We start from the raw sequence: 22167 nt of genomic DNA on the forward strand, positions 1-22167 counted from the left end.
CACTGGGTCGTCCAGGCTGCTCTTCCGTAGTTCTGGAGTTCCGGCGCTGAATTGTCGCCTAGTCGACCGCCGCGTGCTCCTCAAGCCGTCGCTGATACGCAATACCTACCGCAGCCGCGATGGCTAAACCCGCGGCACCAAGAAGGAGCTTGTCTCGCGTCTCCTGATCGCTCAGTGCGCCCTGGACAGCAGATGACGCTTGACCGGCGGCAGCGGCTGCCCCCTCGGCGGCCTCGCTGCCGGCCTGCCGCAATTCGTCGAGCAGATTCGGCGTCTTGGCGCCCAAATTCCGCACCTTCTCTTTGACGGCGCCAGCCGCTTCCTCCGCATGTTCCTTCACTGTTTCGGCCGTCTTGGCGCTCATTTCGCCGACCTTCTCTGCCAGCTCGACGGATTGCTCCTTCAAGCGCTCTCTGGCGAAAGCGAGATGATCGACCTGCCCGTCCAAGCCCGGCTGAATTGAAGGCGTACGCAACAGGCTGAATAGTCCTGCTCCGATCAACGCGGTCGCGATTGGCGGACGGTGAAGGAACCGCCACGCGAGACCAGCCCCAATTACCAATGCGGCGCCAGGATTCGCGGCAGCCTTTGCCTTGAGATCCTCGATGATCTCCAGCGCCGTCAACTGCGCGGTCGATCTGGCTTTCGCGACCAGCGCATCCTTGGCCTCGAGCGCCTCTTGCTTCAGTTCGTCGGTAAACTCGGACACCGTATTTGGCGAGCGCAGCGTCGACAAATCTTCCGCGAGCCTTGCGCGGGCTGCCTCAACGTCGTGTTCGAGTTGGCGGAGATTTGCCTCGCCCATCACGAACCTCGCTTTCCGCTGGACTGACCGGATCTGCCGGACCGGGAAGCACCCGGCCGTTGTGACTGATCCGAATTGGCCGATTTATCTGTCGACCGGCCCATGCTACCCGGGGCCGATTGGCCGCGCGATACGCCTGAGGTCGCGGACGGCGACTCAGCCGACCCGGCTTGCTGTTCGCCCGACAAGGTGCTGCCGAACTCGCCAGCCACGTCGCTCACGACATCCTTGAGGCCATCAGCATTAAGGCCGCGCTCCTCGGCAGCGGTCCTGAGCCTTTCGCGCGCCTTCACCGTCGACTCCTTCAACCGTTCGCCGACTTTCTCGGCGCTGTTCGTCAACTGCTCTCCAGCTGGGCCGAGTGTCCGCTTTTCAAAATCCGTGGGGCGGAAGGCTGCAGCGACAGCTGCCCCTGTGGCGAGGCCGAGCAGCGCCAGCGTCAGTGGCTGCTCTTCGACTACGCGGTTCACCGTCTCTTGGAAAGTTGATTGGGCTCGTCGCGCGACCCGCTCCGATGTCTCAGTGACGTTGCGTCGCGCCTCGTCAACGTATTCCGACGCGGACGAAGCGTAAGCGCTGGCCGTGGCCGCGACCTTGCCGCCGAGGTCCGAGGCATGCTCCCGTGCATTGTCTGCCGTCTCCGAAGCGTCCTCAATGCTTTTCCACCGGCGCCCCTGGCCGGCGGTGTTCGAAGACCTTGGGTGAACGCTTCGCTGGCCCTTGCTTCCGCGGGTTTCGTCAGCGTGATCAAAGCCGCCGCTGGCCCATGCCCCCCCGCGGCGCATCAACAGCGCGCAGCCGGCTGCAACGAGAAGAAGACCTTCCGGGTTGTTTTTGGCGGCGCCGATGAGCCATTCCGCCGTTCCGATGTTGGTCGTATGCGCTTCGCGGCTCATGTTAGATGCTCCTTGGTTATCGATATATCCTGTTTGATCTGATGGATTGATCGCGTGGGCGTCATCTCCTTTTGCGCATCCATGCGGCCCTTGTAGTAGGCGAGCGCTCCAGCTGCGGCCACGACGCCGGCAACGATCAGGCAGGACCAGTGCATTACGATCCCAAAGCTAGCTATCCAGAAGACGACGGCTTGCACTGTCAGCAATCCAGCGATCAGCCCAAGCACCCCGGCAGCGGACATCCAGATGCCGGCCCGAAGCTTGGCAAAAACGTTTTCAGACAGCTCCGCCCGGGCCAGCCGCAGCTCCTTTTGCACGAGGTCGGCAAGATCCGCCGCGGCGTCGGATAGTGCTCGTGGGAGCGTGGAATTCTTGAGCTGATCATGTGCCATTAAATTCGCTCGCTGCTTGCCGGTTGCGCCCGCGCACGGGCTCATTGGAGCGCGACGACGCCGGCGACGCGCTCTTCAGCGTCCGAAATGTCAAGAACCCCGCAAGGGCAGCAAGCCCGAAAACCAATCCGGGCTGGCGCCTAGTCAAATCGGAGGCGGCGCGGACCAGCTGATCGACCGACTGGTCCCGCAGATCGTCTGCGTAACCATCGATCCTGTTCGCAAACGTACGAACCACACCGGCGACTAAGGGCGCGCTTTCGTCGAGGTCCTCGGCTGCGCGTTTCGTCGAACTCGCGAGCTGGCCCATCACCTCGGCACTGCTGCCGACCTGACGGTCTAGCATTTCCTTCACCTGGTTGGTAACTGTTGACGCACTATTCGAGGCCGCCTGCTTGGCCGTATCAACTGCTTGTTGAGCCATGTCGGAGGCTTTCGAGACCGCGTCGCTCACGGTTGCCCCAATGTCCTTGTTTGCAATGTCCTCAACAGGTGTTTTGGTCGCGGATTCTCGTTCCTTGTTTTGGCTGTTCATGGTTTCCTCCATTGACAGGCAAAACTGCGGCAAAACCCTTTAGTTCCGTGGAGCTGCTCAAAGAAGCTACCCTTGCGCGCGGATACGTCTCAGCACAGACCAAAGTGCTTCCACGAAATCCCGGCTGTTTCATAGGAGTCAACTATCACGGTCTCGCTTCGCGATAATTGAGCTATCGGCAGCGATCCTTGTGGCAGCCCGGACCAAGGGGCGGTATTTCGCCGTCCAGTCATGCCCCCAGCGGTAGGGTCTCAGTTTGAAGCGGCTGTGGGTGGAAGCGGACTGCTGAGACCGGGATCTAGCGGCTTGCCCCGCCACCAAAAGCCATTCGAAACCCAAGGGCAACGATGAAGAAGGCTGCGATCCGCTGCTGCCAAAGCTTCACGCGGGGCCGCGTCGTGATCCACGAACCGATGCTGCCCGAAGCCATGGCATAAGTTCCCAATACTAACGCGCCCGTCATTTTCTGGGTTTCGTCTAACAGGAGCTGTTGCAGGCTCACGGGCCCTCCATGCGGATCAACAAATTGAGGAGGAGGCGATCATGAAGGTGTTGGGCCAAGGGTTCACTAGGTTTGCGATCATTCCTTCCCGGGCTGCCGCAAGTCGACTGACTTGACGTGGGTCCTGCTGGGCTGCGGGCTTCCCGAACGTGAAGATCAGCCGTAGTCCTAGCCGAACGAGATAGGCTGCTCCCATCCATTGGAGCGTCGCGAATGCAAACGGGGACGCTCGCACGAGCTAGGAACGCCGACCGCGATAAGGGGAAGTTGCATCACGCCCGCGCCGGCTGTCGTCCCAGCCCAACTCAGCGCCCTGTCCAATCCACGCGCCATCACCAGCATGTTATCAGACCTCGATGGCATCTGCAGTATGATGACCGTTCGAACGAATGTTATCCAGATCGCGGGATCGATGAGCTTTCTCCTTTCGTAGTTGGACCCCTTGACCAAACTATAGCGTCCGCGTCGCTGGTCAACGACCGACATCGACACTGGCGAACGTCCGCACGTGGCGGTAAGTCGGGTCGTCAAGCCGAAATTCAAACTGAGACACCACGCCCCGGCGGGTTAAGAAGCGGAGGCCGTCGGCGTCTTTTATGATCTGCGTGCGGTAGCCGTCGAACTTGGCCGCGTGAATTCAATCTTTACCCTCGGGAGGATGGTCAACCCAGGGTCGGCATCTGAACCCCACGCCACAGGTGCGAACTAAATCGCGACCGCCCGACTTAGGTTGCGGAACATTTTAGCAAAATTGAATGTTTAGTGGAAGTGACAGCTATCGGAGCTTGGCCCGCCGATTGTCAACAGACGGCACGGAACAGCCGCCGAGCATGAGGCCTGCCATTTCTATATCTGCCCACGGTGCGGACAGGCTGTGGCATGCGCGACCTGCGCCAGGTGGTCTGGCACCAAAAGATCGAGCACGAGCCGCTTGAGATGGAGGCTTAGGCCATGCCCGCGAGTATGAAAGTCGACGATGAAGTTTCGCTCTCCATCACAATTCTGAAGGTTTTGGACAACGGCATGTCGAGCGTGAGCATACCCTCTTACAGCTTCCCCTTTTCAATCGACACACCGACCAGAGCAAAGGCCGGCCAGGAGGTCGACATCACAGGATTTGTGAGGCGGATCGATGACGCGAAGGGCAGGTTGACGGTTCGGATCGAAGGCGGAGGGCTCGTCAGTGCCGATATCGAAGCAGTATCACGTGGGCCGGCAGCGACAGTCCGCAAGTCTTGGTGACATCCAAACCGACCCCATCACGCCTGTGCGCTCCCCGTTTTGCTGCAACCAGTCGCCGGCTCGCGCCTCGACAGCCGCTTCGTCCGCAGCCGGCGGTTTGGCGTTCGAAGCGCTATTCACGAGTGATCGGGGCCGGAAGTTCTGTTTGTGTAAACCCTCGTTCTCCGCGACTTGATGCGCTTTCGGCGCCGCTCCGTTCGGCCGAGCGGCCCAGCGTGTCGGCCATCGCGGCACCTCGCGCGCCGATCGGCTGCGGCGCGCCGGTTGTGGTGTCCTTGGCCGTCTGGTGTTCCATCTCGGAGTTGAGCTCGGCTCCGACGATCAGGATCATGACTGAGATCCAGGTCCACATCATGAAGCCGATGACGGCGCCGAGCGTCCCGTACGTCGCGTTATAGTTGGCGAAATTCTCGAGATAGAAGGAAAACCCGATCGAGGCGGCAAGCCACACGACCGTCGCGAGGCCGGCGCCCCAAGTCAGCCACCGCCACGTCGCTTTCTCGCGGCTGGGACCGTAGCGGTAGATAAGCGTGATACCTGCCGCCACCGCGACCAGCATCACGGGCCAGCGCAGGATTTTTATCAGTGTCTCCGTCCAGCTGCCCAGATTGAGGAGCGCGAGCGCCGCAGGGACAAGCCCGACCGAGACCAGGAACGCGATGCCGATGAAGATGGCGCCGAGCGTGAAGGCCAAGGCCAGCAGATTCAACCGGACGACGCTGCGCTTTTCGGTCTCCTCATAGGCGATGTTCATGGCTTCGAAGATGATCTTGATGCCGTTGTTGGCGCTCCAGAGCGCGACGGCGAGGCCCAAGATAAAGCCGAAGGTCAAAGCGCCGGTATTCTGTTGGGCAAGGGACCCAAGCTGTGACCGGATAAGATCGAGCCCGCCCGACGGTAGAACGCCGCCGAGGAAAGCGATGTGCTCGGCGATTGTTTTGGGATCGGCGACGAAGCCGTAAATCGAAACGAAGGCGGCAAGTGCAGGAAACAGCGCCAGAAGCAGGTAGAACGTGGTTCCTGCTGCGATCAGTGGGACTCGGTCATCGCTTACTTCAGCTATCACCCGCCAAAGGATGTCTTTCCAGCCTTTGGTCGGAATCTGCGTGGGCCGCACCGCATCTCGCCCGCGGCCCTGCTGCTGCGCCCGCCGCCCGCTATGCACCTGTTTTGCGTGGAAATTGTTGGGCTTCTCGTTTGCCATGGCTCCGGTCCGCCTGTCTATTCGTCATGTAACGTGCAGGTCGGCCAAAGGATGCAAGCTGCAACTGCCGAGACCCCGCGCGCGGCTCTACTTCGCGGTCGGTCATGAACGCCTCTCGATGGCCGTTTTGGGTATACCTCATGGCATCTCGCTCAGAATTAGGGCAAGCGGATAGCCCCATAGGCTGGGTCAGAAATACGCCGCAGCAACCGTTTGGTTGTGGTGGTAGCGAAACTGCCCATTGTCGGACGGTGCAAAAATCAGACGCAAAACAGTCGCTTTAATCTTTAATCCGGGACTTTTGCGAAAACCAGGCCGCCGGAATCGACGCTAAGCGGAAGCTCGCTTGCTCCGGGTCAATTCACCGCCATGACCCTGAGCTGCCCTTCAGTCCAGTCTCGCCGTTGCCCGCAATTAACCCATCTCGGCCATTCGCGGCATAGCCAGAATGACTGAGTTTTACCCTAGTCTTCCTCCCGAAAATCCTGCAGCGAGGCATGGCGCAGATTCTCCTCGCCTGAAGGAATAATCACTTGCGGCCGAGGAATATGAAACGTGCGGTGCGCCCCGCCGCAGCGACAGCCTTCGCTATTCCTTCTTGTCGACCAGCGCCCGTAGTGCCGAGACGTCATGCAACAATAACCTGCTGCCGCGCTTTTCGATCAGGCCTCTCTTGGCGAGGTCGCTCATTTCGCGCGAGACCGCTTCCCTGTGCGTGCTCATCGTTGCCGCCAGCTCGGAATGCGTCGGTGCCGGGCTTACGGACACCTCGCCGTCCACGAGTGCGGCTTTCTCCGCCCGATGCAGGAGCTCGACGATCAGCCGTTTTCGCACCACCAGAGTGCTGTATTCGAATACCCGCTCGGTCATGCGCCGGAGCTGGGCAGACAGATGCTCAAGCAGCATCCAGGCAAAAGTCGGGTGGGTCATCACGATATCCCGGAATGCTGTGCCGGACAGCCGTGCAGCGCGGGTTGCCTCCAGCGCGACTACGCTGGCAGAGCGTGCAATCCCGTCAATGCCTCCGAGCTCCCCGAAAATGTCACCCGGTTCGACATCGCGATACGCTATCTCCCTGCCGTCCGCTGAAACCAGTGTCACGCGAGCCCGTCCTTCCAGCAGGAAGAAGACATCGCGACCAGTGTCGCCGTGGGAAATGATTAGCTCGTTGTGTCGATAGCTGCGCTCGTGCCACCGTTTGGTCAGCGCGGCGAGGTCGGCATCGCAAAGTCTTGAGATGAAGGCCAGAGAGCCTGTCACAACGGTCTCTTGTTCAATCAAGTGTACTTCACCTTACTCCCTATCCAAGGAAATTTGATGGCCGGCAGGCCCCGCTTTCCGGGATGCAAACTGGGAGCGGATTTCGCCAATGTTTTCTCCGGTGTGGGAATTCCCACAGCCGAGCCTGGTTCGACTGTCATATCCTTGTTGCAACGTCAGGCCCGCCGGCTCGTGTGCAAGCCGGCGAAGGGAAAGGGAACAGTCATGAAATTCTTGGCTCCCGTCACAAAACTTGCTGCGGGGTTTCGCAAATTCGTCGCGCCGCGCTACCGCCCGGAGCTTTATTACATGCGTGGCCCGGGGCCAGCCACCGCCCGCCGTATGGGCACGCCGCGGCAAAACCAATCCATCGACCACTACGCCTAACTTGCCTCGCGGACGGCTGACGCTCTCGCCCGGAGTGCCGTTCGCGCCGTTCCGTACCGGTCAATTCAGATCAATGAAGGGACGATCTGATCATGGTCATAATTCATGCTGCCGCCATTGGTCCATTTCGCAGGTGTTTACGCCTCCGCGCCGAGCGAAAAGCTCTCTTGTCGGCAACGGACCAGTTGAGCCGTTTACCCGATGACGTTCTTGGCGACATCGGCATCTCACGTGACGAAATCATGTGCGCTTTGCGAAGCCGCGCCATCCGTCATGCGGAGGCAGGCGCGGCCGGCACGACGATCGAGCGCACCAGGATCGTTTCGGCCTCGATCCCGAGACGGTTGGCTGCCGGCAGTGGCTACGCCTCGGCCGAGATCCCCTTTGGCTGGTCCACGAGCGCGCGATCGAGCCTTACATCGCGGCTTCGACAAGCAGCGGCGCGCGGACGGGACCTTCGAACGGCACTACACCTGCGACCCCAAGGACTGAATGTTGACCGACGGGAGCTGGGGAGGATATCAAAATGATCATGTCAGTTGTTAAGTCCCTCGCCTGTGACGCTCGGCACCGTGCTGATCGCAATCAGTCCGGCTTCATTGTCGGCTTCTGACGCTCGGGATCTCGCGTTCGCTCACGCTGACATGCCAATCAAACAGCTGAAAGACGTCTATTTGGATTGCGAGCGGGGAGGCCGCCGGTGCGCTGGGGACGGAAGACGTGATGTACTGTTCGATGCGCGAGTTCCGACTAGGCGCGCGATAGCAGTTTGCGCATAATCAACGATGCATGGCCTTCTGCACCGTGCGACGCGGCCCTGCGATCGACCACTTCGAACCATGTTTGCGGTAAAAGGCCATTGCCCCGTCGTTTCCCTCGACCACTTCGAGTGCGATGCTCGGGATGCCGGAATGGGCGGCAAAGACAGCGTGCAATATATTAGCGGCTAGCCCCGGTGCCGTACTCGCCAGCAGCTCCGGCCGGTCGGCGCGAGCGCCGGATGCCTTCTCGCGATAGACGCCGGCGATGTAGTACCCGGCATCCCTCGCCCCAGCGATGATCGATTCCTGGCGATCAAGATCCTGCCCTTGCGTACTGACCCGCAGATAAACACGAGCAACGGGCATATCCCCCTCCCGCTCGGCTCATTTAGATATACTTCAATGCGCTCTGGCTCAGAATTCGGCAAGCGGATAGCCCCATAGGCTGGGTCAGAAATACGCCGCAGCAGCCGCCATGATTGCGGTGGTCGCGAAACTGCCCATTGTGGCCCCTGAACATTAAGCGGGCACCGATATACGATAGAAAAATCAAAGCATGAACACCGGCCCGCTTTCGGACTCGCGGGCTTGTCCCAAGCGAGTCGAAGGGCGCGGTAAGGTGGAGCCCCGCCATTTGGCCCGTATAAATGGATGACATGTTCTGCCACTCGCCTTCGACTTGGATTCGCTTAGGTAGCCCCTCTGTCCAATCTGTTCAGGCTTTCGCCCAGTACGACAAGCGCGATGCCGAGCAACGCGATATCCTTGATTAGGAACTGGCCGAGGGGACCGAGCGCTGGAAAGCCCAGCGCAGGCTCCCAGATCGGCAGGACAATCATGATCGAACAGGTGACCAGGAAAATTAGCGCGGCCAAGGCCCCGCCGGTCACACCGGCGCGCGCCGACCAGGGGTAGGCAATCAGCAGAAGCGCGGTCGCGATCTCGATGACGCCAAGCACATAACAGGCACCGGCCTCACCAAAGACTGGATACATCCAGGCGAGCCAAGGCGTGCCGCCGATCAGCGGTCTCAACGCCTCGATCTCGACCGTCGTGAACTTCATCCCGCCGATCATGAGAAGCGGCAGTATGACCCCGGTCAGGGCGACGATCCGTCCGGCTTTCCTGATCGCGGCGATCTTTCGCGCCCACGGCCGGGGAGTTGTCTCGTCTTGACCTTCAGGCTCTGATGTTTTGAGAACCGCCATGAGTATCCTCCTCCTGTTCGATGACACTGGGGCTCAAGGTTCAATCGGTGTCGTAGATTTCGCTGGCTACTGTCCAGCCTCAGACTGTGCTCGCACGTTTTGCAGCAAGACCACCGCAAGGATGGCTGCAGCCAGCGCCACCAACGCGCAGATGCCGGCAGTCATCTGGAACGCCTGAGTGAACACCTCCCGCGCTTTGCCGAGCAAATCGGAACCGAGCGCCTCCGGCAAGGCGAGCCCAACTGCCACGGCGCCTCCCAGCGTGTCCTTGGCAACACTGATTTCTTGCTCGGATACCCCGTCCGCAACCATCCCGGTCATGCCGCTGCGATAGATTGCGGTGACGATGCTGCCAAGGATCGCGATGCCGAGCGCGCCACCCAATTCGCTGCTGGTTTCCGCGATGCCGGAGGCCGCACCGGCTTGCTCGGGTTCAACGGTCCCCACGATGAGGTCGGTGGCCAACGTGAACACCGGCGCAAGACCTAGGGAGAAGACGCTATAGCCTATGACGACGATCGCGAGATCGGCCTGACCACCACTGCGGGTGAGAATGAGAAATCCGGCTGCCGCAAGCGCAAGGCCGGCCGCCATCACATAGCCCGGGCGAGCCCTGCCAACCGCGATTGGGGTCAGCATCGAACCGGCGATGAAAGCAACGGCGGAAGGCACGGTCCACAGGCCCGCTACAAACGGTCCCATCCCCAGCACCAGTTGCAGGTATTGCGCGATGAAGAGAAACGAGCCAAACGCGACGAAGAAGCCGAGAACGTTGACCGCCAATGAAGCGCTGAAGGCGCGCGAGCGAAAGAGCCGCAGATCGATCAGGGGGTTTGTCAGCCGCGGTTGGCGCACGGCGAAAACCGCGCCGACAGTCACACCGAAGAGAATGGCGGAGGCCGCCTCCGGGCGGAGGCCGTGTTCGGCGATATCCTTGATGCCGTATATCACCGAAAGCACGGCGACAAGCGACAGCCCAGCGCTCAAGATGTCGAGCCGACCCGCTTCAGGATCGCGATACTCGGGCAGGACCATCGGACCAAGCACCAGCAGCGCAACCATGACCGGTACCGCCACGAGGAACACGGAGCCCCACCAAAAATAGCTCAGCAGGATGCCCCCGACCAACGGACCGATGGCAGAGCCCGCAGAGAAGCTGGCGATCCAGACGCCGATCGCAACCGTACGCTCCCTCGGGTCGAGAAACATGTTGCGGATCAACGAAAGGGTCGACGGTGCAAGCGTCGCCGCGGCAATCCCGAGCAGCGCACGCGAAACGATCAACATTCCGGCACTTGTGGAGAACCCTGCGAAGACCGAAGCTATTGCAAATGCCACCGCGCCGATCAAAAGCAGTCTGCGGCGGCCGATGCGGTCGCCCAACGTGCCCATCGTGATCAGGCATCCGGCAAGCAGAAAGCCGTAAATGTCTACGATCCAGAGAAGTTGGGAACTCGACGGCTTCAAGTCGGCGCTCAAACGCGGCACAGCCAAGTTCAAAACCGTCAGGTCCATGGAATAGAGCAGGCACGGCAGCGCGATAACTGCGAGCCCGAACCATTCGCGGCGTGTCGCTCTGGGCGCGGTTATGTCGCTCGTGACGGCCTCACTGAGCTCCAGAGCACACGCTACGGCACCGCCAGTCGCACCACCTGGGTCGGAAATTGTACCGATCTTGTTCTCTGACGCCATGCCTTGATCTCCTTGTCCGCCAAGCGGCTGGTCAATTGCCACCGCTGTTTCGATCGCTGGATTACTCCGATGCGCTGCTCAGTCCGGCTTGTATGGGTACGAGTGGTGTTCGTGAGCGATGATCCAGCGGTCACCCTCTTTCCGCAATCCGACGGTAAGGCGAAGGCGGGTTGTCGGATCCTTTTCAAGCTCGTCCTTCGTACCGCACCGCAGCAATGCGGTTGCAAAAGCAACCCGGTCGCCCGCCGTGACATCCAGCCGCTCGATCGCGAAAACGCCGCCGTATTTGAAGTGGTCGAAGAACGGACCCCAGCTATCCCGGTAAGCCTCCATTCCACGAAGTTCGTTCGGGGGTGGGACATCGAACATCACGAGGTCCGTCGCGTGATCCGCCATGATCGTCTCCAGGTCTTGCTGCTGCACGGCGTTCGCCCAGCGCTCGATAAGCGCCTGGATGTGTGCCTCAGCGTCACGCTCCTTGTTCACCATTAGAACTCTCCTCCTCCTCGATATTCTTCCGTCAAGCTGGTTCTGTATCGAGGACGATCGGGAGGCGTTCAATCCGACATTGGGTGATCATACTTGGCTCCGTCCAGCCAATCCGGCTGCTGCGACGCGTGTTCTTGAGTGTCAGCTTAGGGAGAGACGTTCAACTTTCCGTGGGTCGCGAGAGGGTCAAAGTCACTGGTTTCGGTCAACGTCCGCTTACGAGCCGCCAAATCGGCCCAGCAAGGTCCGGTTTGGTCAACTTGAGCCGGTAGCGGTCACTCGAAGGTTCGCTTCACTGAGAGCCGACACCAGGCGAAACAGCTTTTGATGTTTGGCGCGCCGCTCGGGGATGTCCATCTCCGGATGTGACTGGAATTCGGCTCCTGTCGTCCGCGCGCATGACAGGTCAAAGCCGCTGCTCGTGTCAGGATGTCTGTGATGAACCTAGGACCGGAGGACGTCATGGATATTTACAGTCTCGTTGCCGCGAACCTTCAAACTTCGGCTCGTCGGTCGCCGATGAACGCCGAAGCCGAAAACCGCTACTATTCGAAGCAGCTCGCCGTGCCCCGCTTTGGCCCGGGGCTGCTTCGGTCGATCGCCATGACGGCCAGCGTAGTCCTGGTGATCGGCATCGTCCTGATTTGGCCATGCATGCAGCGCATCGTGGGGTCGTTCGTCGGCTCCGCCTACGGCGCCGGGCAATTCTACAGCCGCGCGGTCAGCGAGGCCCGTGATCTGACCACGAAACTCTCGATACCAGAGACGAGGACCTGGACGGCCCGGTAGGCTTCGATAATCGCGCCCAACGCAAGCGCGAGTTCGCAGCCGACATGGGCCTGCAGGCCCACGTGCTTCGCATGGCAGCCGAAGGTGCCGTCTCGGCTTACGAGGACATCACAGGCGAAACCTGGAAGCCCTACGCTCGCCCGGTCGAGCAGCCTGCAAACTCGGTCGACCAAAAGGCCGCAACGGTCCAAATGGCAGCCTTCGAATAGGACGATCGCGGGGCTTTGCCCCGCCTTCCTTCAGCGTCCGCAACGCCATTGCGACCTGGTTCTGAAAAAGAAAAAAGGGCCGACGGAAAACCGCGGCCCATAACGTGTGAAGGTCATGGACCTCCAGAGGGGAACAGCTACTGCGGCGGAACTGGGAGGAAGCCGCCATGTGCATCAACTGAAGTCTGTATGCACGAATCACACTGCACTTAATTTTTGTGCAGTGCAGCTATGCGTTCGCGGCTCGTTTGACCGCAATCGTCGCGCTGGCGGTTTCCGCTTTGATAGGCCGTTCAAGCCAACCCTACCCGGTGATCAACGGCAACTTATGTAGCCAGCGATCCGTGGTGACTTGATCCAGCACGAAGGCCGCAACGTTTTCGCGCGAAATGGAGCCTCCGCGGAACTGGTTCAAGTTCGTGAGCGTCTGGATCGTGGTGCGTGCAGGCTTGTTGTTGAGAACTGAAGGACGGACAATAGTCCAATCCAGATCGCTGCCCTTGAGGATTGCCTCCTGACGATTCTTGTCGGCGTAAACCTTGCGCAGGAGTAGAGGGAAGATCAGCTTGTCGAAGAGGAAACCGCCGTGCCCTGCGCTGTCGCCAGCGCCCATACCGGTGATGGCGACGAGACGCGAGACGTGTTCCGCTTTCATGGCGCTGACAAGCGCTCGGGTCGCGGTCGAAAGAAGGGTGACTTCGCGAAATGGGCTTGCCGGTGTGCCGAGCGCGCTAATCACGGCATCGCGACCCTTGACGGCCTGGCGCAACACCTTCTCGTCACGGGCGTCTCCAACGACGATCTTCACTCCCTTCATGTTTGCGGCCTTTTCCGGCGAGCGCACCAGGAGGGTGACATCGTAGCCGCGGCTTACGGCCTGGCTGACGACATGGCGGCCGGTCGGCCCGGTGGCACCGAGCACCAGGATATTCGGTGCGGCGGCGAAACGTGTTTCAGAGACGGGTGTGGTCATGATTTTGGTCCTCTTGAAAGCCTGGCGCCTCTCAGGGGGCCGCCCTGTTGGGTTCAAAGGCGGCCCTCTGCGAGCAGTTCGCGGGTCCGCTTCAGCGTCGACAGCAGGGCCGACTTGTAGCCCTTGTCGCTGTCGAACTGCGTCTGCTCGGCTTGTTCCTCTGGGCCATCAGCCTCCTTGCCGCGCAGGCCGAGGTAGCAGTAGAACTTCAGCTGCAGTGCGCCGGCTTCGTCCTCGAAAAGCTCATTGATAATGGCGCCTTCGCGTGGGCCGGTCGCCTGGAAGAAGGTGACCTTGCTCTGCGGCTCGAGGGTGATGATCTCCCTGATGTCAGAGCCGGCGATGGTGGCTTCGCGCACGAAGTGGGTATCACTTTCCTCCACGACATCGCAGCGGGTGCAGAGACCCGGCGGGAGGAACAGGCGCGCGTCGCGCGCCTTCAGTTCCAAACCCTTCCATACTTGCTCCCGGGTTAGCTTTGTTTCGCCTTCCGGATTCACCGGGACGGTTGCGGTCGAATAGATCATGTTGATGGTCCTTTGTTTGAAATTGTGGCTGATTGCCTCAGGCAGAGGCAGCGGTTTCCGAGGCAAAGTCGCGGTAGGAGCGGAGCGGACGTCCAAGAAGCGTCGTCAGGCGCTCGACATCACTGCCCTCGGGCAGCATGCCATCGGTCAAAAATCGCTCGCCCATCATGCGCATGTCGTAGGCCATCCATGGAGGCATGAACTGCTTGAGGTTCTGCTCGAAGGCAGCCGTATCGCCGCCGCCATAGTTGATCTGGCGAGCGAGCACGTCCGACCAGATCGCGGCGATATCCGCTCCGGTAAGGGTATCGGGACCGACCAGGTTGATGCGAGTGATCGGGAGCGGCTGTGCGGCCTGTTCGCGGCGCAGCAGCTCAAGGGCAGCAACCTCCGCGATATCGCGAACGTCGATCATGGCAAGCCCCTTGTCGCCGACGGGCATCGGGTAAACGCGGTAGCCAGCGATGACGTCCTTGATCGTCAGATCGTTCTGGATGAAGTAAGCCGGACGCAGGATGGTAGCGTGAAAGCCCATCTGCTCGATCATCCGCTCGACGCCGAACTTGCCGGCGAAGTGCGGCACGTTCACGTAGACGTCCGGGTGAATGACTGACAGGTAGACGATCCGTTCGACGCCAGCCGAGCGGGCTACGTTGAGGGCGATCAAAGCCTGGGTGAACTCGTCTGGTGCGACAGCGTTCAGCAGGAAGAGCGTCGAGACACCGTCGAAGGCGGTACGTAGGGAGTCGACGTCCAGGAAGTCACCTTTGACGACGGCAACACCTGCCGGGAAATTGGCCTTGGAGGGGTCGCGGACGAGAGCGCGGACATCAGCGCCGCGGTCGACGAGGTGATGGATGACTCGGCCGCCGATATTGCCGGTGGCGCCGGTAACGAGAATGGTCATGGGATTTTCTCCGGGTTGGTATTGCTTGACACCCGGAATATGGCTGGTTCATTCTTAAACCAATAGGCTGTTAATTTAGACACTTCGTCTCACAGGTGGAACGATTATGGATCTCGTCGCCCTTGCCGATTTCAACCTTGTCGCGCGTCACGGTGGCTTCGGCAAAGCGTCGCGGGCGTCCGGCCGTCCCAAAGCGACCTTGTCCCGACGGGTTACGGAACTGGAGGCTGCCCTTCAACTTCGGCTCTTTGAACGTGGCGCGCGCAACCTCAAACTCACTGAGGAAGGACGCGCCCTTCATGAGCGGACAGCCTCTCTGCTGACGGAGCTCGACGAAACGGCGGCCACGATCGCGGCGGGCGGGGACAAGCCGCGCGGCAGGTTACGGATCAGCGCGCCGCTGTTGTTTTCGCAGACAGCCATGGGCAGGATCGCGGCGGGCTTTGCATTGAAATATCCCGACGTGCGGTTGGAAGTCACGACAGAGGACCGAGCCGTGGACATGATCGAGGAAGGTTATGATCTGGTCATCCGGGTCAATCCGGACCCAGACGAAAGTCTTGTCGGCCGAGCCTTTCTGCATGATCGCCTGGTCGTCGTGGCAAGCCCCGATCTGCCCCGGCCGGCCGCAGATCTCTCGGTGCCAGGTGTCGTGCGTGGGGCCAGCGATCGGCAGACCTGGAACGTCGTGACTTCAGAAGGATCCGCGACGATCGGGATCGAGGCCATTCTCGCACTGTCGTCCCTCATCATGGTTCGGGATGCCGTGCGAACCGGCGTAGGCGCTGCTCGTATGCCGATTTCGCTGGTGAGTCACGACCTGGCCGACGGCACTTTGCTGCACTGGGGTGATATCGAGGGTTCCGAGATCGCGCTGTGGGCGCTTTACCCGTCGCGGCGTCTGTTGAGCGCGCGTGTATCTGCCTTCCTGGATTTTCTGAAGCAGGCTTTTCCCAACGGAACGCCCGATGAACTGGCGGCCTACATCGGCAAGTGAGGGGCCAAAGCAGCCTGCTCCACATTTTGCAATCGGGCCGGCGTTACCCAGCGGTGTTTACCCGCGAATAGGCGCCGGGCGGCATTCCCACATGCCGACTGAACGCGACGCTGAAGGCGCTTGCCGAGCCATACCGACGCCTTGCGCAATCTCCGCCGTGGCAACATCCTTGCGAAGGAATTCCTTCGCCAGCGCCCATGCGCCAGCCGATCGCGTATTCCATCGGGGCCACGCCAACCTCCCTCCGGAAACGATCGAAGAAGGTCGAACGGGACATGGCAGCATCCCGCGCGAGTGTTTCCACCGTCATGCTGCGACCTGGATCCGCGTGAATCCGGCGCAAGGTCGGTGCCAGCAGCGGATCGGCCATACCACGCAGGACACCGGGCGGGGCCGCGGCGCTTGCCGTTGAACGCAAAGCTTCGATCAACAGCACTCCAACAACCGGTGAAGCACCATCTCACGGGCGGTCCGGTCGGCTCTCGTTTCGTCGTTTATCATCCCGACCAGCATCATCAGCCGCTCTTCGCCCTGGACGTGGATAACCTCCGGTAGCAACGAGACGAGAAGAGTCTTGTCATCCGAGCCAAAGGCACAATGGCCAACCATCGCCTTGATTTCGGCGGTCGCTTCTGGGTCTCCGAGCCGGAAGACACCCGGGCTGGTCTCAAGACGTTGGGCAAGGGCTCCGCGAGGAGGCGGTTCCAGGCTGCTCATCGTGAACGAGAAGATTTCCGGAACCAGCACGAAGTCGCCGGCCATCAGCAACATCGGAGCAGCTGCCCCATGTCGAACTCGTCGCGGACGATTCCGGACATCTCCTCCCGGCGGAACGCGAAGCCGTAGTCGAACAGGAAGTCGTCGCCGTAGCCCGACACGTAGGGCATCGTCAACCCGCGCTGTGCCTTAGTCGCCACCAGCTTCTCCAGCGGCGCCCGCGACATCGCGATGAGCGTCACGTCGCGGTCGTTCACGTGCGTGACCATGCCGCCCAGCCCATCGCCGACCGAGGTGCAGCCCGGGCACGCCATCTTCCAGTCCTCCCCGAACATCAGGTGATAGATGAGGAGCTGCGAGCGGCCATCGAACAGCTCCGGCAAGGACTTCGGCCCGTCGTCGGTGGCGAAAGCGTAGTGCTTCTCGACCGGAACCCAGGGCAACTCCCGCCGCTGCTTGGTGACGCGCCGTTCGTGCGCCGCCAGCTCCCGCTCGGCCGCCAGCAGCTCCTTGCGGGCGGCCTGCCACTCCTGCTCAGTCGCGACCTCCATCCGACCTCCCTATGTTCGACCTCGTCCTTGTTGAAACCGCGCGGCAGCGGAAAACTCATCGGCACCTCGAAGTCGACGACCTCCGCGACCCGTCCGTCCTCGAGGGCCTCGAGGCGCAGGACGGACAGGGCGAGCGGACGGTAGCCCGGCTCACCCGACGAGCACAAGAGCAGCATCGTCTGGTTGGTCCCGAAGCGGTCGTTCCATCGAGCCGATTGCTACCCGCGGGACGCGCCATTTCCTGACTTTGCCGTTTACGCCGCGAAGGTCGCGGCTCGAAACCAAACCGGACGGTCATCCGATCCTGTCCTGGGCTCCAGCGGCAGGTTTTGGCATCGGGATCGTCATGCAGGCGTAGTGGCCACGATCATTGCGCTCGTGAACCCGCCCCGCGTCTTCCGGCGATCTGATTGCCTGTCGCAACTGGCTCAGGTGCTTTTGAGCGTGCCGTTCATCCCTTCCGGATAGAAGCCGCCCTTGCTCACTCCGTCCTTGTCGGTGAGGTAGACGATCCGGAGCACCTGTTGCGGTGTTCTGGTGAAGGCGATTGCGTCCGGCGTTGAAGGAACGATGTTGGCTTTGCCGTCCACCTGGATTCCCTGGTCCTTATCGTCCGATCCGTCGATTTTGTCTCGGGCATCGGAGACAGCGTTGGCGGCCTTCCAGGCTTTCTCTCCCTTCCGGTATAGCGTAGATCGCGCCATTCCCATGTGGTAGGCCTCGACCGCCAGGATGCCTGCGGCGGCGGCGAGGAAGTCTTTGTTTTTCAGAACTGTCGCCGCACCCGCATAGGCGGTGACGCCGACATCCTCGAACAGCATGCCGCCGAGAACGAAGTTCGTTTCGTTACCGAAGGGATCGAAGTCCCGCCCGAGGCCAGCTGCCTCCGTAACCGCCTTGAACCCCGCATCGAAATCTATGGCCGGCCTGTCGACGGCGTTCTTTGCAAGCGTCTTGCGGTAAAATCGGACGTGCGCGAGTTCGTTTTCAGCAACTTCCTGCATGAATTCGCCGATGGCCGGCGTCTCGAACGAGACTGCTTTCCGCCAACGACGTCGCCGGATTTCGAGCCGGCATCGGCTGCGTCGATGCCTTTTCCGGTGGTGCCGCGGAGATAGTATTCAGCCTCCATATATTCGAGGTTGAGCGCAAAGCGGAAGATGTCTTCGTCCTGCACGTCCTCCTGGGCATAGGCGCGAGAAACCGGCGTCAGGCCCGTGGTGGTGGCGAGGGTTGCTCCCAAGCCGAACTGCAACGCGCGACGGCGCGAAATATGAATTGAAGGCGTGACACGGATCCTGACTTCCTCCCAAAAGCCCGCCGGTATCACCTGTTGGCACCTGATCGCGGGCCAGCCTTTCTAACCCCGTAAAACTCGATAAATGTTCCTTCGGTTGTCGCGCATTTTCGCCAAATGTTGTGCTTCGAATCCGAGCCATGACCTTGAGCTGATTATGGGCGACTGATGTCTCTCGTCTTGTCGAGAAGCTAGAGATCACAACTGCATCGATGTAGCCTTTTATGACCAGTGATATCTACGTCATAGGCGTCATTTGCGCTGGCCGGTGCTTCGGCGCCAATACACAAGCGAACGCCGATTGGCTTATTCGATCGAAGCCAAGGGCGACACGGCCGGTCCGTTCAAGGCGCTGCCATCAATGGCAAAGTGCGAGCCGTGGCAGGGGCAATCCCAGCAGCGTTCCAGCGAGTTCCAATGAACATGGCAACCGACATGAGTACATGCGGCCGAGCGCTTGTGGAGCGTGCCGTCCTCATCGCGAAAAGCCGCGACTTTGGTAAGCCCTTCGCGCACGATAGCGCCCTCTCCCGGCCGCAGCTTGTCGGCGGAATCGATTTCGCCAGGCGCGATATACTCGGCAAAACTCTTGATCGCTGTCGCATTCTCCGCCAGGTAATCGCCGATCGCGCGTGCCGTCTTGCGAGAGGGTTCGTAAAGTTCCCGCCAGGGGCTTTCCCCCTTGAGAATCAGGTCGGAAATCAACAGGCCTGCCACGACCCCATGGGTGATGCCCTGGCCGGAATCGCCGGTAGCAACGAAGACACGCCGGTCACCGGGATTGCGACCGATGAACCCGGCATAGTCGACGGTCTCCATCACCTGCCCGGACCAACGGTTGGTTTCCATGCCGACATCGGGCACCAGCCTTTTGGTCCAGGCCGCCAGGGCCGCGAAGCGTTTGCCGGCATCATCGGCCCGTCCTGTTTTGTGGTCTTCACCTCCGACGATCAGGAAGTCGGTCCGACCTTTGCCAGGCTGAAGCCGAACATAGTGATAAGGGTCTTCAGTATCCCAATACAGCGCATCCGGTAGGATATCGCGCGCGATCTCGAATGACATCGCGTAGGTCCGATAGGGCGCTTGTTTGGTATGAAGGGCGACCCGATCGTTGATCGGCGAGTTGGTGGCGACAACGGCCGATTTGGCAGACACGGCAAAGCCTGAGACCGTGGTTACGCGCACGCCGCCGTCGGTCTCCTCGACCTTGTCGACGATAGTCTCCGCATAAAGCATGCCGCCGCGCGCGCGAATGCCCGCAGCCAGCCCGCGGAGATATTTGAGCGGGTGAAATGTCGCCTGATTGGCGTAGCGAAGGACGGGCGTATCCGAAAAGCCTGCAAACGGCACGCCTGCGGTTTTCTCGACGTCGACACCAATCTTCAGAGCGGCGTCCAGTTCGCGCTCGATGACGGATTCCTTTCTGCCTGACGCCGGAAACAGAAAGCCGTCGAGGCGGCGGAAATCACACGCAATACCCTCCGCCTCTTGGATTGCTTGGATACGGTTGATAACGGCCGACTGGCTTTGGTAGTAAATCCGCGCCAGTTCCTCGCCGCGCAATTTGATCAGTTCCGAAAAATAGTCGTCGCAGATCGATGACAGATGCGCGGTGGTGCGTGCCGTCATGCCGCTTCCGATCCGGCCGCGATCAAGCACTGCCACCTTTTGCCCGGCGACGGCCAGTTCGTAGGCGACCGACAGTCCGGCAATGCCAGATCCGACGACCACGACATCGACCTGTTCACTCCGCTCGAGCGGAACCGCCTCAGGCGCGACTTCGGTTGCCGCCCAAAGGGATACAGTCCTTTCATCGCTGACATTCATGGCGGAACTCTCCAGGGCATCGATCAGGAAATGGACGCGAGGGGCTAAAAGTTCCCGCTGCGTTTGTACGCCGATCTAATGCGCTAAGCTCCACGGACTGCGCAGGTGGGAAGCACCCCCTTCGCGCGGGTTTCCAGGCCAGCTGTTTCAATCGCCAGTTCGAAGCGTTAGCCGCATTCGCGGACAATTGCCGTGGTCCGCCAACAGCGAGAACGCTGGCCACATCTGACAAGGCGCAACCAGTACGTGACCGTGTAGTGTCTGGACGATCTTGAAGGCATCCCCATGCAGTGTTCTATGAGTAGACACCTCGAAGTTCCAGGATACGATGCTATGCGACTTAAATGGCCGCGCCCGATTGTCGCCGTTTGGGGCGCGCCTGACCGTCCCGGCCTTCAGGACCACGTTGCCTCGGCCGATACCCACTGATGGAATGCGGCGATACGAGGGTCGGTCCAGCAATCTCTTCTGCAACACAAGTAATAGGCCTCCGTGTCGTCAGAGATCTGCATATCCTTGAACGGCAGGACCAGTTCTCCCTTGGTGATCTCTTCGTGGAGCACAGAGAGGTCTCCGATCGCGACGCCCTGGCCCATGGCCGCGGCACGATAGGCCATATCGGCACTGGGAAAGACCTCACCCGAGTTCACGTCAAGAAGGTTCGGCACAAATCGCCCAGCCCAAACTTTCCAATCGTGCCGATCAGACGTTTCATGCAGCAGGTTATGGTGAACCAGGTCGGCAGGAGAGGTTAGTGGCACCCCTCTCTCCAGCAGCTTTGGAGAGCAAACTGGGGTGCCGAACGATTGCAACACTAGCACCGCGTCGATATCTTTCGGCCCATTTGGATTACCGCAGTCAAAGGCGAGATCGAACTCACCTCCGAAGAAAATTTCCCAATCGTAAGGAGCGGTCGTTAGCAATGGCCTGCAATCGGTGTCCGGGTAACATCACGTCGAACTCGACATCAAAGACCAGTTGAAGGTCGCATATCAGCCGATCGAGCGTGTGTATTTTCCAGAGATGGGCATTGCATCGGTGGTCGCCACCATGACCGGTGGGCGGCAAAGCGAAGTCGGCATCGTCGGCCACGATGGCATGACAGGGGTTGCCGTTATCCTCGGCCAAGACAGATCTCCCAATGAAACCTATATCCAGGTCGCCGGCAATGGCTGGATTCTGCCCGTTGAAGACCTTCGCGCTGCGATTGCAGCAAGCCAGTCCCTTCGCGAGTCGCTGCTTCGCTATGCCCACGCGTTCCTCGTGCAGTCGTCCCGGACCGCGCTGGTCAACGGCCATTCCAAAATCGAGGAGCGGTTGGCCCGCTGGCTGCTGATGGTCCAAGACCGCGCCGAAGGAAACAAGATCTACCTGACGCATAAATTTCTGGCGACCATGCTTGGTGCCCGGCGCCCGGGCGATTACCACCGCCCTCCAAATGCTTGAATATCGGGGGCTGGTTCACGCCAAACGCGGCGAGATCGCAATCGTCGATCGCGTTGGAATGATAAAACTCACACACGGTGCTTACGGCGAGGAGGAGCAAAGTCACTTCGGCCTAGCCTCCGCCTAACTGTTCGGAATCGGACAAACCCTTGCAGGCTGCCGAATTGGTGCCATAAATCGTGTTGGTTTGGGTTTCAGGGAGGAACTCACATGACCAATACTTTTCACACCGTCACGGTTGAAAGAGCCGCCGAAGCCTATGTGCTCTCTAGGGGCAAGGCCCACTTCCTCTCCATCGCACAGGCAATCCGTGCCATCCGAACGCTCATGCCGGCATGCAAGGCTACCGACCGCGAACTGGAGGAGTTAGTGGGGGCAGCATGCATCATTCACGGTGTGCCCGTCGCATTCGACTTCAAAACAGCCGTGGCCGCAGAACCACAGCTCCATTCATAGGGCCGGTGATGCCTGCGCTCGCGCAGACGCCTACCTTGTTGGACGTTCGCCAAGCGATTGTCCGCTACCTGATCGACAACATCGGCAGCCCGAGGATT

At 60.4% G+C, this 22167-nt stretch carries 25 protein-coding genes and 2 pseudogenes; 7 read left to right on the forward strand and 20 right to left on the reverse strand.

What is annotated here, in order from left to right; translation table 11 throughout:
• Positions 1 to 58 precede the first annotated feature (58 nt).
• From NKI29_RS27880 to NKI29_RS27900, 5 genes are all read right to left on the reverse strand, one after another.
• The gene (locus NKI29_RS27880) at positions 59 to 805 is read right to left on the reverse strand and encodes a hypothetical protein (protein WP_352694385.1); all 747 of its coding nucleotides are present in this window, start codon (positions 803 to 805) and stop codon (positions 59 to 61) included.
• The gene (locus NKI29_RS27885) at positions 805 to 1701 is read right to left on the reverse strand and encodes a hypothetical protein (protein ID WP_352726040.1); all 897 of its coding nucleotides are present in this window, start codon (positions 1699 to 1701) and stop codon (positions 805 to 807) included. The genes NKI29_RS27880 and NKI29_RS27885 overlap by 1 nt, the downstream gene beginning before the upstream one ends.
• The gene (locus NKI29_RS27890; RefSeq protein ID WP_352450346.1) at positions 1698 to 2093 is read right to left on the reverse strand and encodes a phage holin family protein; all 396 of its coding nucleotides are present in this window, start codon (positions 2091 to 2093) and stop codon (positions 1698 to 1700) included. The genes NKI29_RS27885 and NKI29_RS27890 overlap by 4 nt, the downstream gene beginning before the upstream one ends.
• Entirely contained in the window at positions 2083 to 2628 is a 546-nt protein-coding gene (locus NKI29_RS27895) for a hypothetical protein (RefSeq protein WP_352694390.1), read from the reverse strand. The genes NKI29_RS27890 and NKI29_RS27895 overlap by 11 nt, the downstream gene beginning before the upstream one ends.
• A 298-nt stretch (positions 2629 to 2926) precedes the next feature.
• On the reverse strand, positions 2927 to 3130 hold the full coding sequence (locus NKI29_RS27900) for a hypothetical protein (protein ID WP_352694392.1): 204 nt from the start codon (positions 3128 to 3130) through the stop codon (positions 2927 to 2929).
• Positions 3131 to 4081: 951 nt separating this feature from the next.
• Between NKI29_RS27900 and NKI29_RS27905 the strand changes: the two genes are divergently transcribed.
• Positions 4082 to 4372, forward strand: a complete 291-nt coding sequence (locus NKI29_RS27905) for a hypothetical protein (RefSeq protein ID WP_352797925.1) — start codon at positions 4082 to 4084, stop codon at positions 4370 to 4372.
• A gap of 112 nt (positions 4373 to 4484) precedes the next feature.
• Here NKI29_RS27905 and NKI29_RS27910 read toward each other — a convergent pair whose 3' ends face one another.
• Entirely contained in the window at positions 4485 to 5576 is a 1092-nt protein-coding gene (locus tag NKI29_RS27910) for a YihY/virulence factor BrkB family protein (protein ID WP_352694395.1), read from the reverse strand.
• Between the two features lie 588 nt (positions 5577 to 6164).
• Positions 6165 to 6857 (reverse strand): Crp/Fnr family transcriptional regulator, encoded by a 693-nt coding sequence (locus NKI29_RS27915; RefSeq protein ID WP_352797927.1) that lies wholly within the window; start codon positions 6855 to 6857, stop codon positions 6165 to 6167.
• A gap of 36 nt (positions 6858 to 6893) precedes the next feature.
• On the opposite strand from NKI29_RS27915, the gene NKI29_RS27920 reads away from it, so the two are divergent.
• Positions 6894 to 7223 (forward strand): hypothetical protein, encoded by a 330-nt coding sequence (locus NKI29_RS27920; RefSeq protein WP_352797964.1) that lies wholly within the window; start codon positions 6894 to 6896, stop codon positions 7221 to 7223.
• A 779-nt stretch (positions 7224 to 8002) separates the two neighbouring features.
• On the opposite strand, the gene NKI29_RS33540 is transcribed toward NKI29_RS27920, so the two are convergent.
• From NKI29_RS33540 to NKI29_RS27940, 4 genes are all read right to left on the reverse strand, one after another.
• Entirely contained in the window at positions 8003 to 8350 is a 348-nt protein-coding gene (locus NKI29_RS33540; RefSeq protein ID WP_502896729.1) for a recombinase family protein, read from the reverse strand.
• A gap of 323 nt (positions 8351 to 8673) precedes the next feature.
• Entirely contained in the window at positions 8674 to 9192 is a 519-nt protein-coding gene (locus NKI29_RS27930) for a YkgB family protein (protein WP_352693232.1), read from the reverse strand.
• Between the two features lie 66 nt (positions 9193 to 9258).
• Positions 9259 to 10884 (reverse strand): MFS transporter, encoded by a 1626-nt coding sequence (locus NKI29_RS27935; RefSeq protein WP_352797929.1) that lies wholly within the window; start codon positions 10882 to 10884, stop codon positions 9259 to 9261.
• Between the two features lie 78 nt (positions 10885 to 10962).
• Positions 10963 to 11373: a YybH family protein gene (locus tag NKI29_RS27940; RefSeq protein WP_352693228.1), complete on the reverse strand. Its 411-nt coding sequence runs from the start codon at positions 11371 to 11373 to the stop codon at positions 10963 to 10965.
• Positions 11374 to 12027: 654 nt separating this feature from the next.
• On the opposite strand from NKI29_RS27940, the pseudogene NKI29_RS27945 reads away from it, so the two are divergent.
• Positions 12028 to 12371, forward strand: a pseudogene (locus NKI29_RS27945) (hypothetical protein); the annotation flags it as partial.
• A gap of 304 nt (positions 12372 to 12675) precedes the next feature.
• Here the strand turns inward: NKI29_RS27945 and NKI29_RS27950 are convergent.
• From NKI29_RS27950 to NKI29_RS27960, 3 genes are read right to left on the reverse strand one after another with little or no spacing between them, the layout of a single operon-like run.
• Entirely contained in the window at positions 12676 to 13344 is a 669-nt protein-coding gene (locus NKI29_RS27950) for an NAD(P)-dependent oxidoreductase (protein ID WP_352693226.1), read from the reverse strand.
• A gap of 53 nt (positions 13345 to 13397) precedes the next feature.
• Positions 13398 to 13871 carry an SRPBCC family protein gene (locus tag NKI29_RS27955; protein WP_352647973.1) on the reverse strand — a complete coding sequence of 158 codons (474 nt, stop codon included), beginning with the start codon at positions 13869 to 13871 and terminating at the stop codon, positions 13398 to 13400.
• A 37-nt stretch (positions 13872 to 13908) separates the two neighbouring features.
• Positions 13909 to 14778: an SDR family oxidoreductase gene (locus NKI29_RS27960; protein WP_352797931.1), complete on the reverse strand. Its 870-nt coding sequence runs from the start codon at positions 14776 to 14778 to the stop codon at positions 13909 to 13911.
• Positions 14779 to 14884: 106 nt separating this feature from the next.
• On the opposite strand from NKI29_RS27960, the gene NKI29_RS27965 reads away from it, so the two are divergent.
• On the forward strand, positions 14885 to 15775 hold the full coding sequence (locus NKI29_RS27965) for a LysR family transcriptional regulator (RefSeq protein WP_352797933.1): 891 nt from the start codon (positions 14885 to 14887) through the stop codon (positions 15773 to 15775).
• A gap of 43 nt (positions 15776 to 15818) precedes the next feature.
• Here the strand turns inward: NKI29_RS27965 and NKI29_RS33545 are convergent, their stop codons facing one another.
• Genes NKI29_RS33545 through NKI29_RS27975 form a run of 3 tightly spaced genes read right to left on the reverse strand, consistent with a single transcriptional unit; the run spans position 15819 to position 17043 of the window.
• A complete protein-coding gene (locus tag NKI29_RS33545) occupies positions 15819 to 16205 on the reverse strand; it encodes a helix-turn-helix domain-containing protein (RefSeq protein ID WP_502896730.1) in 387 nt (128 codons plus the stop codon).
• Positions 16202 to 16546, reverse strand: coding sequence for a cupin domain-containing protein (locus NKI29_RS33550; RefSeq protein ID WP_502896731.1), 345 nt, complete (start codon positions 16544 to 16546; stop codon positions 16202 to 16204). The genes NKI29_RS33545 and NKI29_RS33550 overlap by 4 nt, the downstream gene beginning before the upstream one ends.
• Positions 16537 to 17043 (reverse strand): DUF899 family protein, encoded by a 507-nt coding sequence (locus NKI29_RS27975; protein ID WP_352797935.1) that lies wholly within the window; start codon positions 17041 to 17043, stop codon positions 16537 to 16539. The genes NKI29_RS33550 and NKI29_RS27975 overlap by 10 nt, the downstream gene beginning before the upstream one ends.
• A gap of 11 nt (positions 17044 to 17054) precedes the next feature.
• Here NKI29_RS27975 and NKI29_RS27980 point away from each other — a divergent pair, with 11 nt between their 5' ends.
• Positions 17055 to 17288: a hypothetical protein gene (locus tag NKI29_RS27980; RefSeq protein WP_352450333.1), complete on the forward strand. Its 234-nt coding sequence runs from the start codon at positions 17055 to 17057 to the stop codon at positions 17286 to 17288.
• Between the two features lie 183 nt (positions 17289 to 17471).
• Here NKI29_RS27980 and NKI29_RS27985 read toward each other — a convergent pair.
• The 3 genes and pseudogenes from NKI29_RS27985 to NKI29_RS27995 form a co-directional block, all read right to left on the reverse strand.
• Positions 17472 to 18175 (reverse strand): annotated as a pseudogene (locus NKI29_RS27985) (ferritin-like domain-containing protein).
• A gap of 471 nt (positions 18176 to 18646) precedes the next feature.
• Positions 18647 to 20167: an FAD-dependent oxidoreductase gene (locus tag NKI29_RS27990; RefSeq protein WP_352797937.1), complete on the reverse strand. Its 1521-nt coding sequence runs from the start codon at positions 20165 to 20167 to the stop codon at positions 18647 to 18649.
• Between the two features lie 395 nt (positions 20168 to 20562).
• Positions 20563 to 21090: a LysR substrate-binding domain-containing protein gene (locus NKI29_RS27995; protein WP_352647990.1), complete on the reverse strand. Its 528-nt coding sequence runs from the start codon at positions 21088 to 21090 to the stop codon at positions 20563 to 20565.
• Between the two features lie 55 nt (positions 21091 to 21145).
• On the opposite strand from NKI29_RS27995, the gene NKI29_RS28000 reads away from it, so the two are divergent.
• Complete coding sequence (locus NKI29_RS28000; RefSeq protein ID WP_352797940.1) at positions 21146 to 21613, forward strand: Crp/Fnr family transcriptional regulator; 468 nt, start codon at positions 21146 to 21148, stop codon at positions 21611 to 21613.
• Positions 21614 to 21823: 210 nt separating this feature from the next.
• Positions 21824 to 22069: a hypothetical protein gene (locus NKI29_RS28005; protein ID WP_352797942.1), complete on the forward strand. Its 246-nt coding sequence runs from the start codon at positions 21824 to 21826 to the stop codon at positions 22067 to 22069.
• The last annotated feature ends 98 nt before the right edge of the window (positions 22070 to 22167 follow it).

This window comes from Mesorhizobium sp. M0678, from assembly GCF_040320505.1.
GTDB lineage: Bacteria > Pseudomonadota > Alphaproteobacteria > Rhizobiales > Rhizobiaceae > Mesorhizobium.

Excerpts from the sequence above, each read along its gene's own strand:
- NKI29_RS27935 (WP_352797929.1), bottom strand. The coding sequence starts at position 10,884 with ATGGCGTCAGAGAACAAGATCGGTACAATTTCCGACCCAGGTGGTGCG.
- NKI29_RS33550 (WP_502896731.1), bottom strand. The coding sequence starts at position 16,546 with ATGTTGCTGATGGCCGGCGACTTCGTGCTGGTTCCGGAAATCTTCTCG.
- NKI29_RS27975 (WP_352797935.1), bottom strand. The coding sequence starts at position 17,043 with ATGGAGGTCGCGACTGAGCAGGAGTGGCAGGCCGCCCGCAAGGAGCTG.
- NKI29_RS27940 (WP_352693228.1), bottom strand. The coding sequence starts at position 11,373 with ATGGTGAACAAGGAGCGTGACGCTGAGGCACACATCCAGGCGCTTATC.
- NKI29_RS27950 (WP_352693226.1), bottom strand. The coding sequence starts at position 13,344 with ATGACCACACCCGTCTCTGAAACACGTTTCGCCGCCGCACCGAATATC.
- NKI29_RS28005 (WP_352797942.1), top strand. The coding sequence starts at position 21,824 with ATGACCAATACTTTTCACACCGTCACGGTTGAAAGAGCCGCCGAAGCC.
- NKI29_RS27885 (WP_352726040.1), bottom strand. The coding sequence starts at position 1,701 with ATGAGCCGCGAAGCGCATACGACCAACATCGGAACGGCGGAATGGCTC.
- NKI29_RS27955 (WP_352647973.1), bottom strand. The coding sequence starts at position 13,871 with ATGATCTATTCGACCGCAACCGTCCCGGTGAATCCGGAAGGCGAAACA.
- NKI29_RS33540 (WP_502896729.1), bottom strand. The coding sequence starts at position 8,350 with ATGCCCGTTGCTCGTGTTTATCTGCGGGTCAGTACGCAAGGGCAGGAT.
- NKI29_RS27960 (WP_352797931.1), bottom strand. The coding sequence starts at position 14,778 with ATGACCATTCTCGTTACCGGCGCCACCGGCAATATCGGCGGCCGAGTC.
- NKI29_RS27890 (WP_352450346.1), bottom strand. The coding sequence starts at position 2,093 with ATGGCACATGATCAGCTCAAGAATTCCACGCTCCCACGAGCACTATCC.
- NKI29_RS27880 (WP_352694385.1), bottom strand. The coding sequence starts at position 805 with ATGGGCGAGGCAAATCTCCGCCAACTCGAACACGACGTTGAGGCAGCC.
- NKI29_RS27990 (WP_352797937.1), bottom strand. The coding sequence starts at position 20,167 with ATGAATGTCAGCGATGAAAGGACTGTATCCCTTTGGGCGGCAACCGAA.
- NKI29_RS27980 (WP_352450333.1), top strand. The coding sequence starts at position 17,055 with ATGTTCGACCTCGTCCTTGTTGAAACCGCGCGGCAGCGGAAAACTCAT.
- NKI29_RS27965 (WP_352797933.1), top strand. The coding sequence starts at position 14,885 with ATGGATCTCGTCGCCCTTGCCGATTTCAACCTTGTCGCGCGTCACGGT.
- NKI29_RS27895 (WP_352694390.1), bottom strand. The coding sequence starts at position 2,628 with ATGAACAGCCAAAACAAGGAACGAGAATCCGCGACCAAAACACCTGTT.
- NKI29_RS27905 (WP_352797925.1), top strand. The coding sequence starts at position 4,082 with ATGCCCGCGAGTATGAAAGTCGACGATGAAGTTTCGCTCTCCATCACA.
- NKI29_RS27920 (WP_352797964.1), top strand. The coding sequence starts at position 6,894 with ATGGCCGGCAGGCCCCGCTTTCCGGGATGCAAACTGGGAGCGGATTTC.
- NKI29_RS27930 (WP_352693232.1), bottom strand. The coding sequence starts at position 9,192 with ATGGCGGTTCTCAAAACATCAGAGCCTGAAGGTCAAGACGAGACAACT.
- NKI29_RS27910 (WP_352694395.1), bottom strand. The coding sequence starts at position 5,576 with ATGGCAAACGAGAAGCCCAACAATTTCCACGCAAAACAGGTGCATAGC.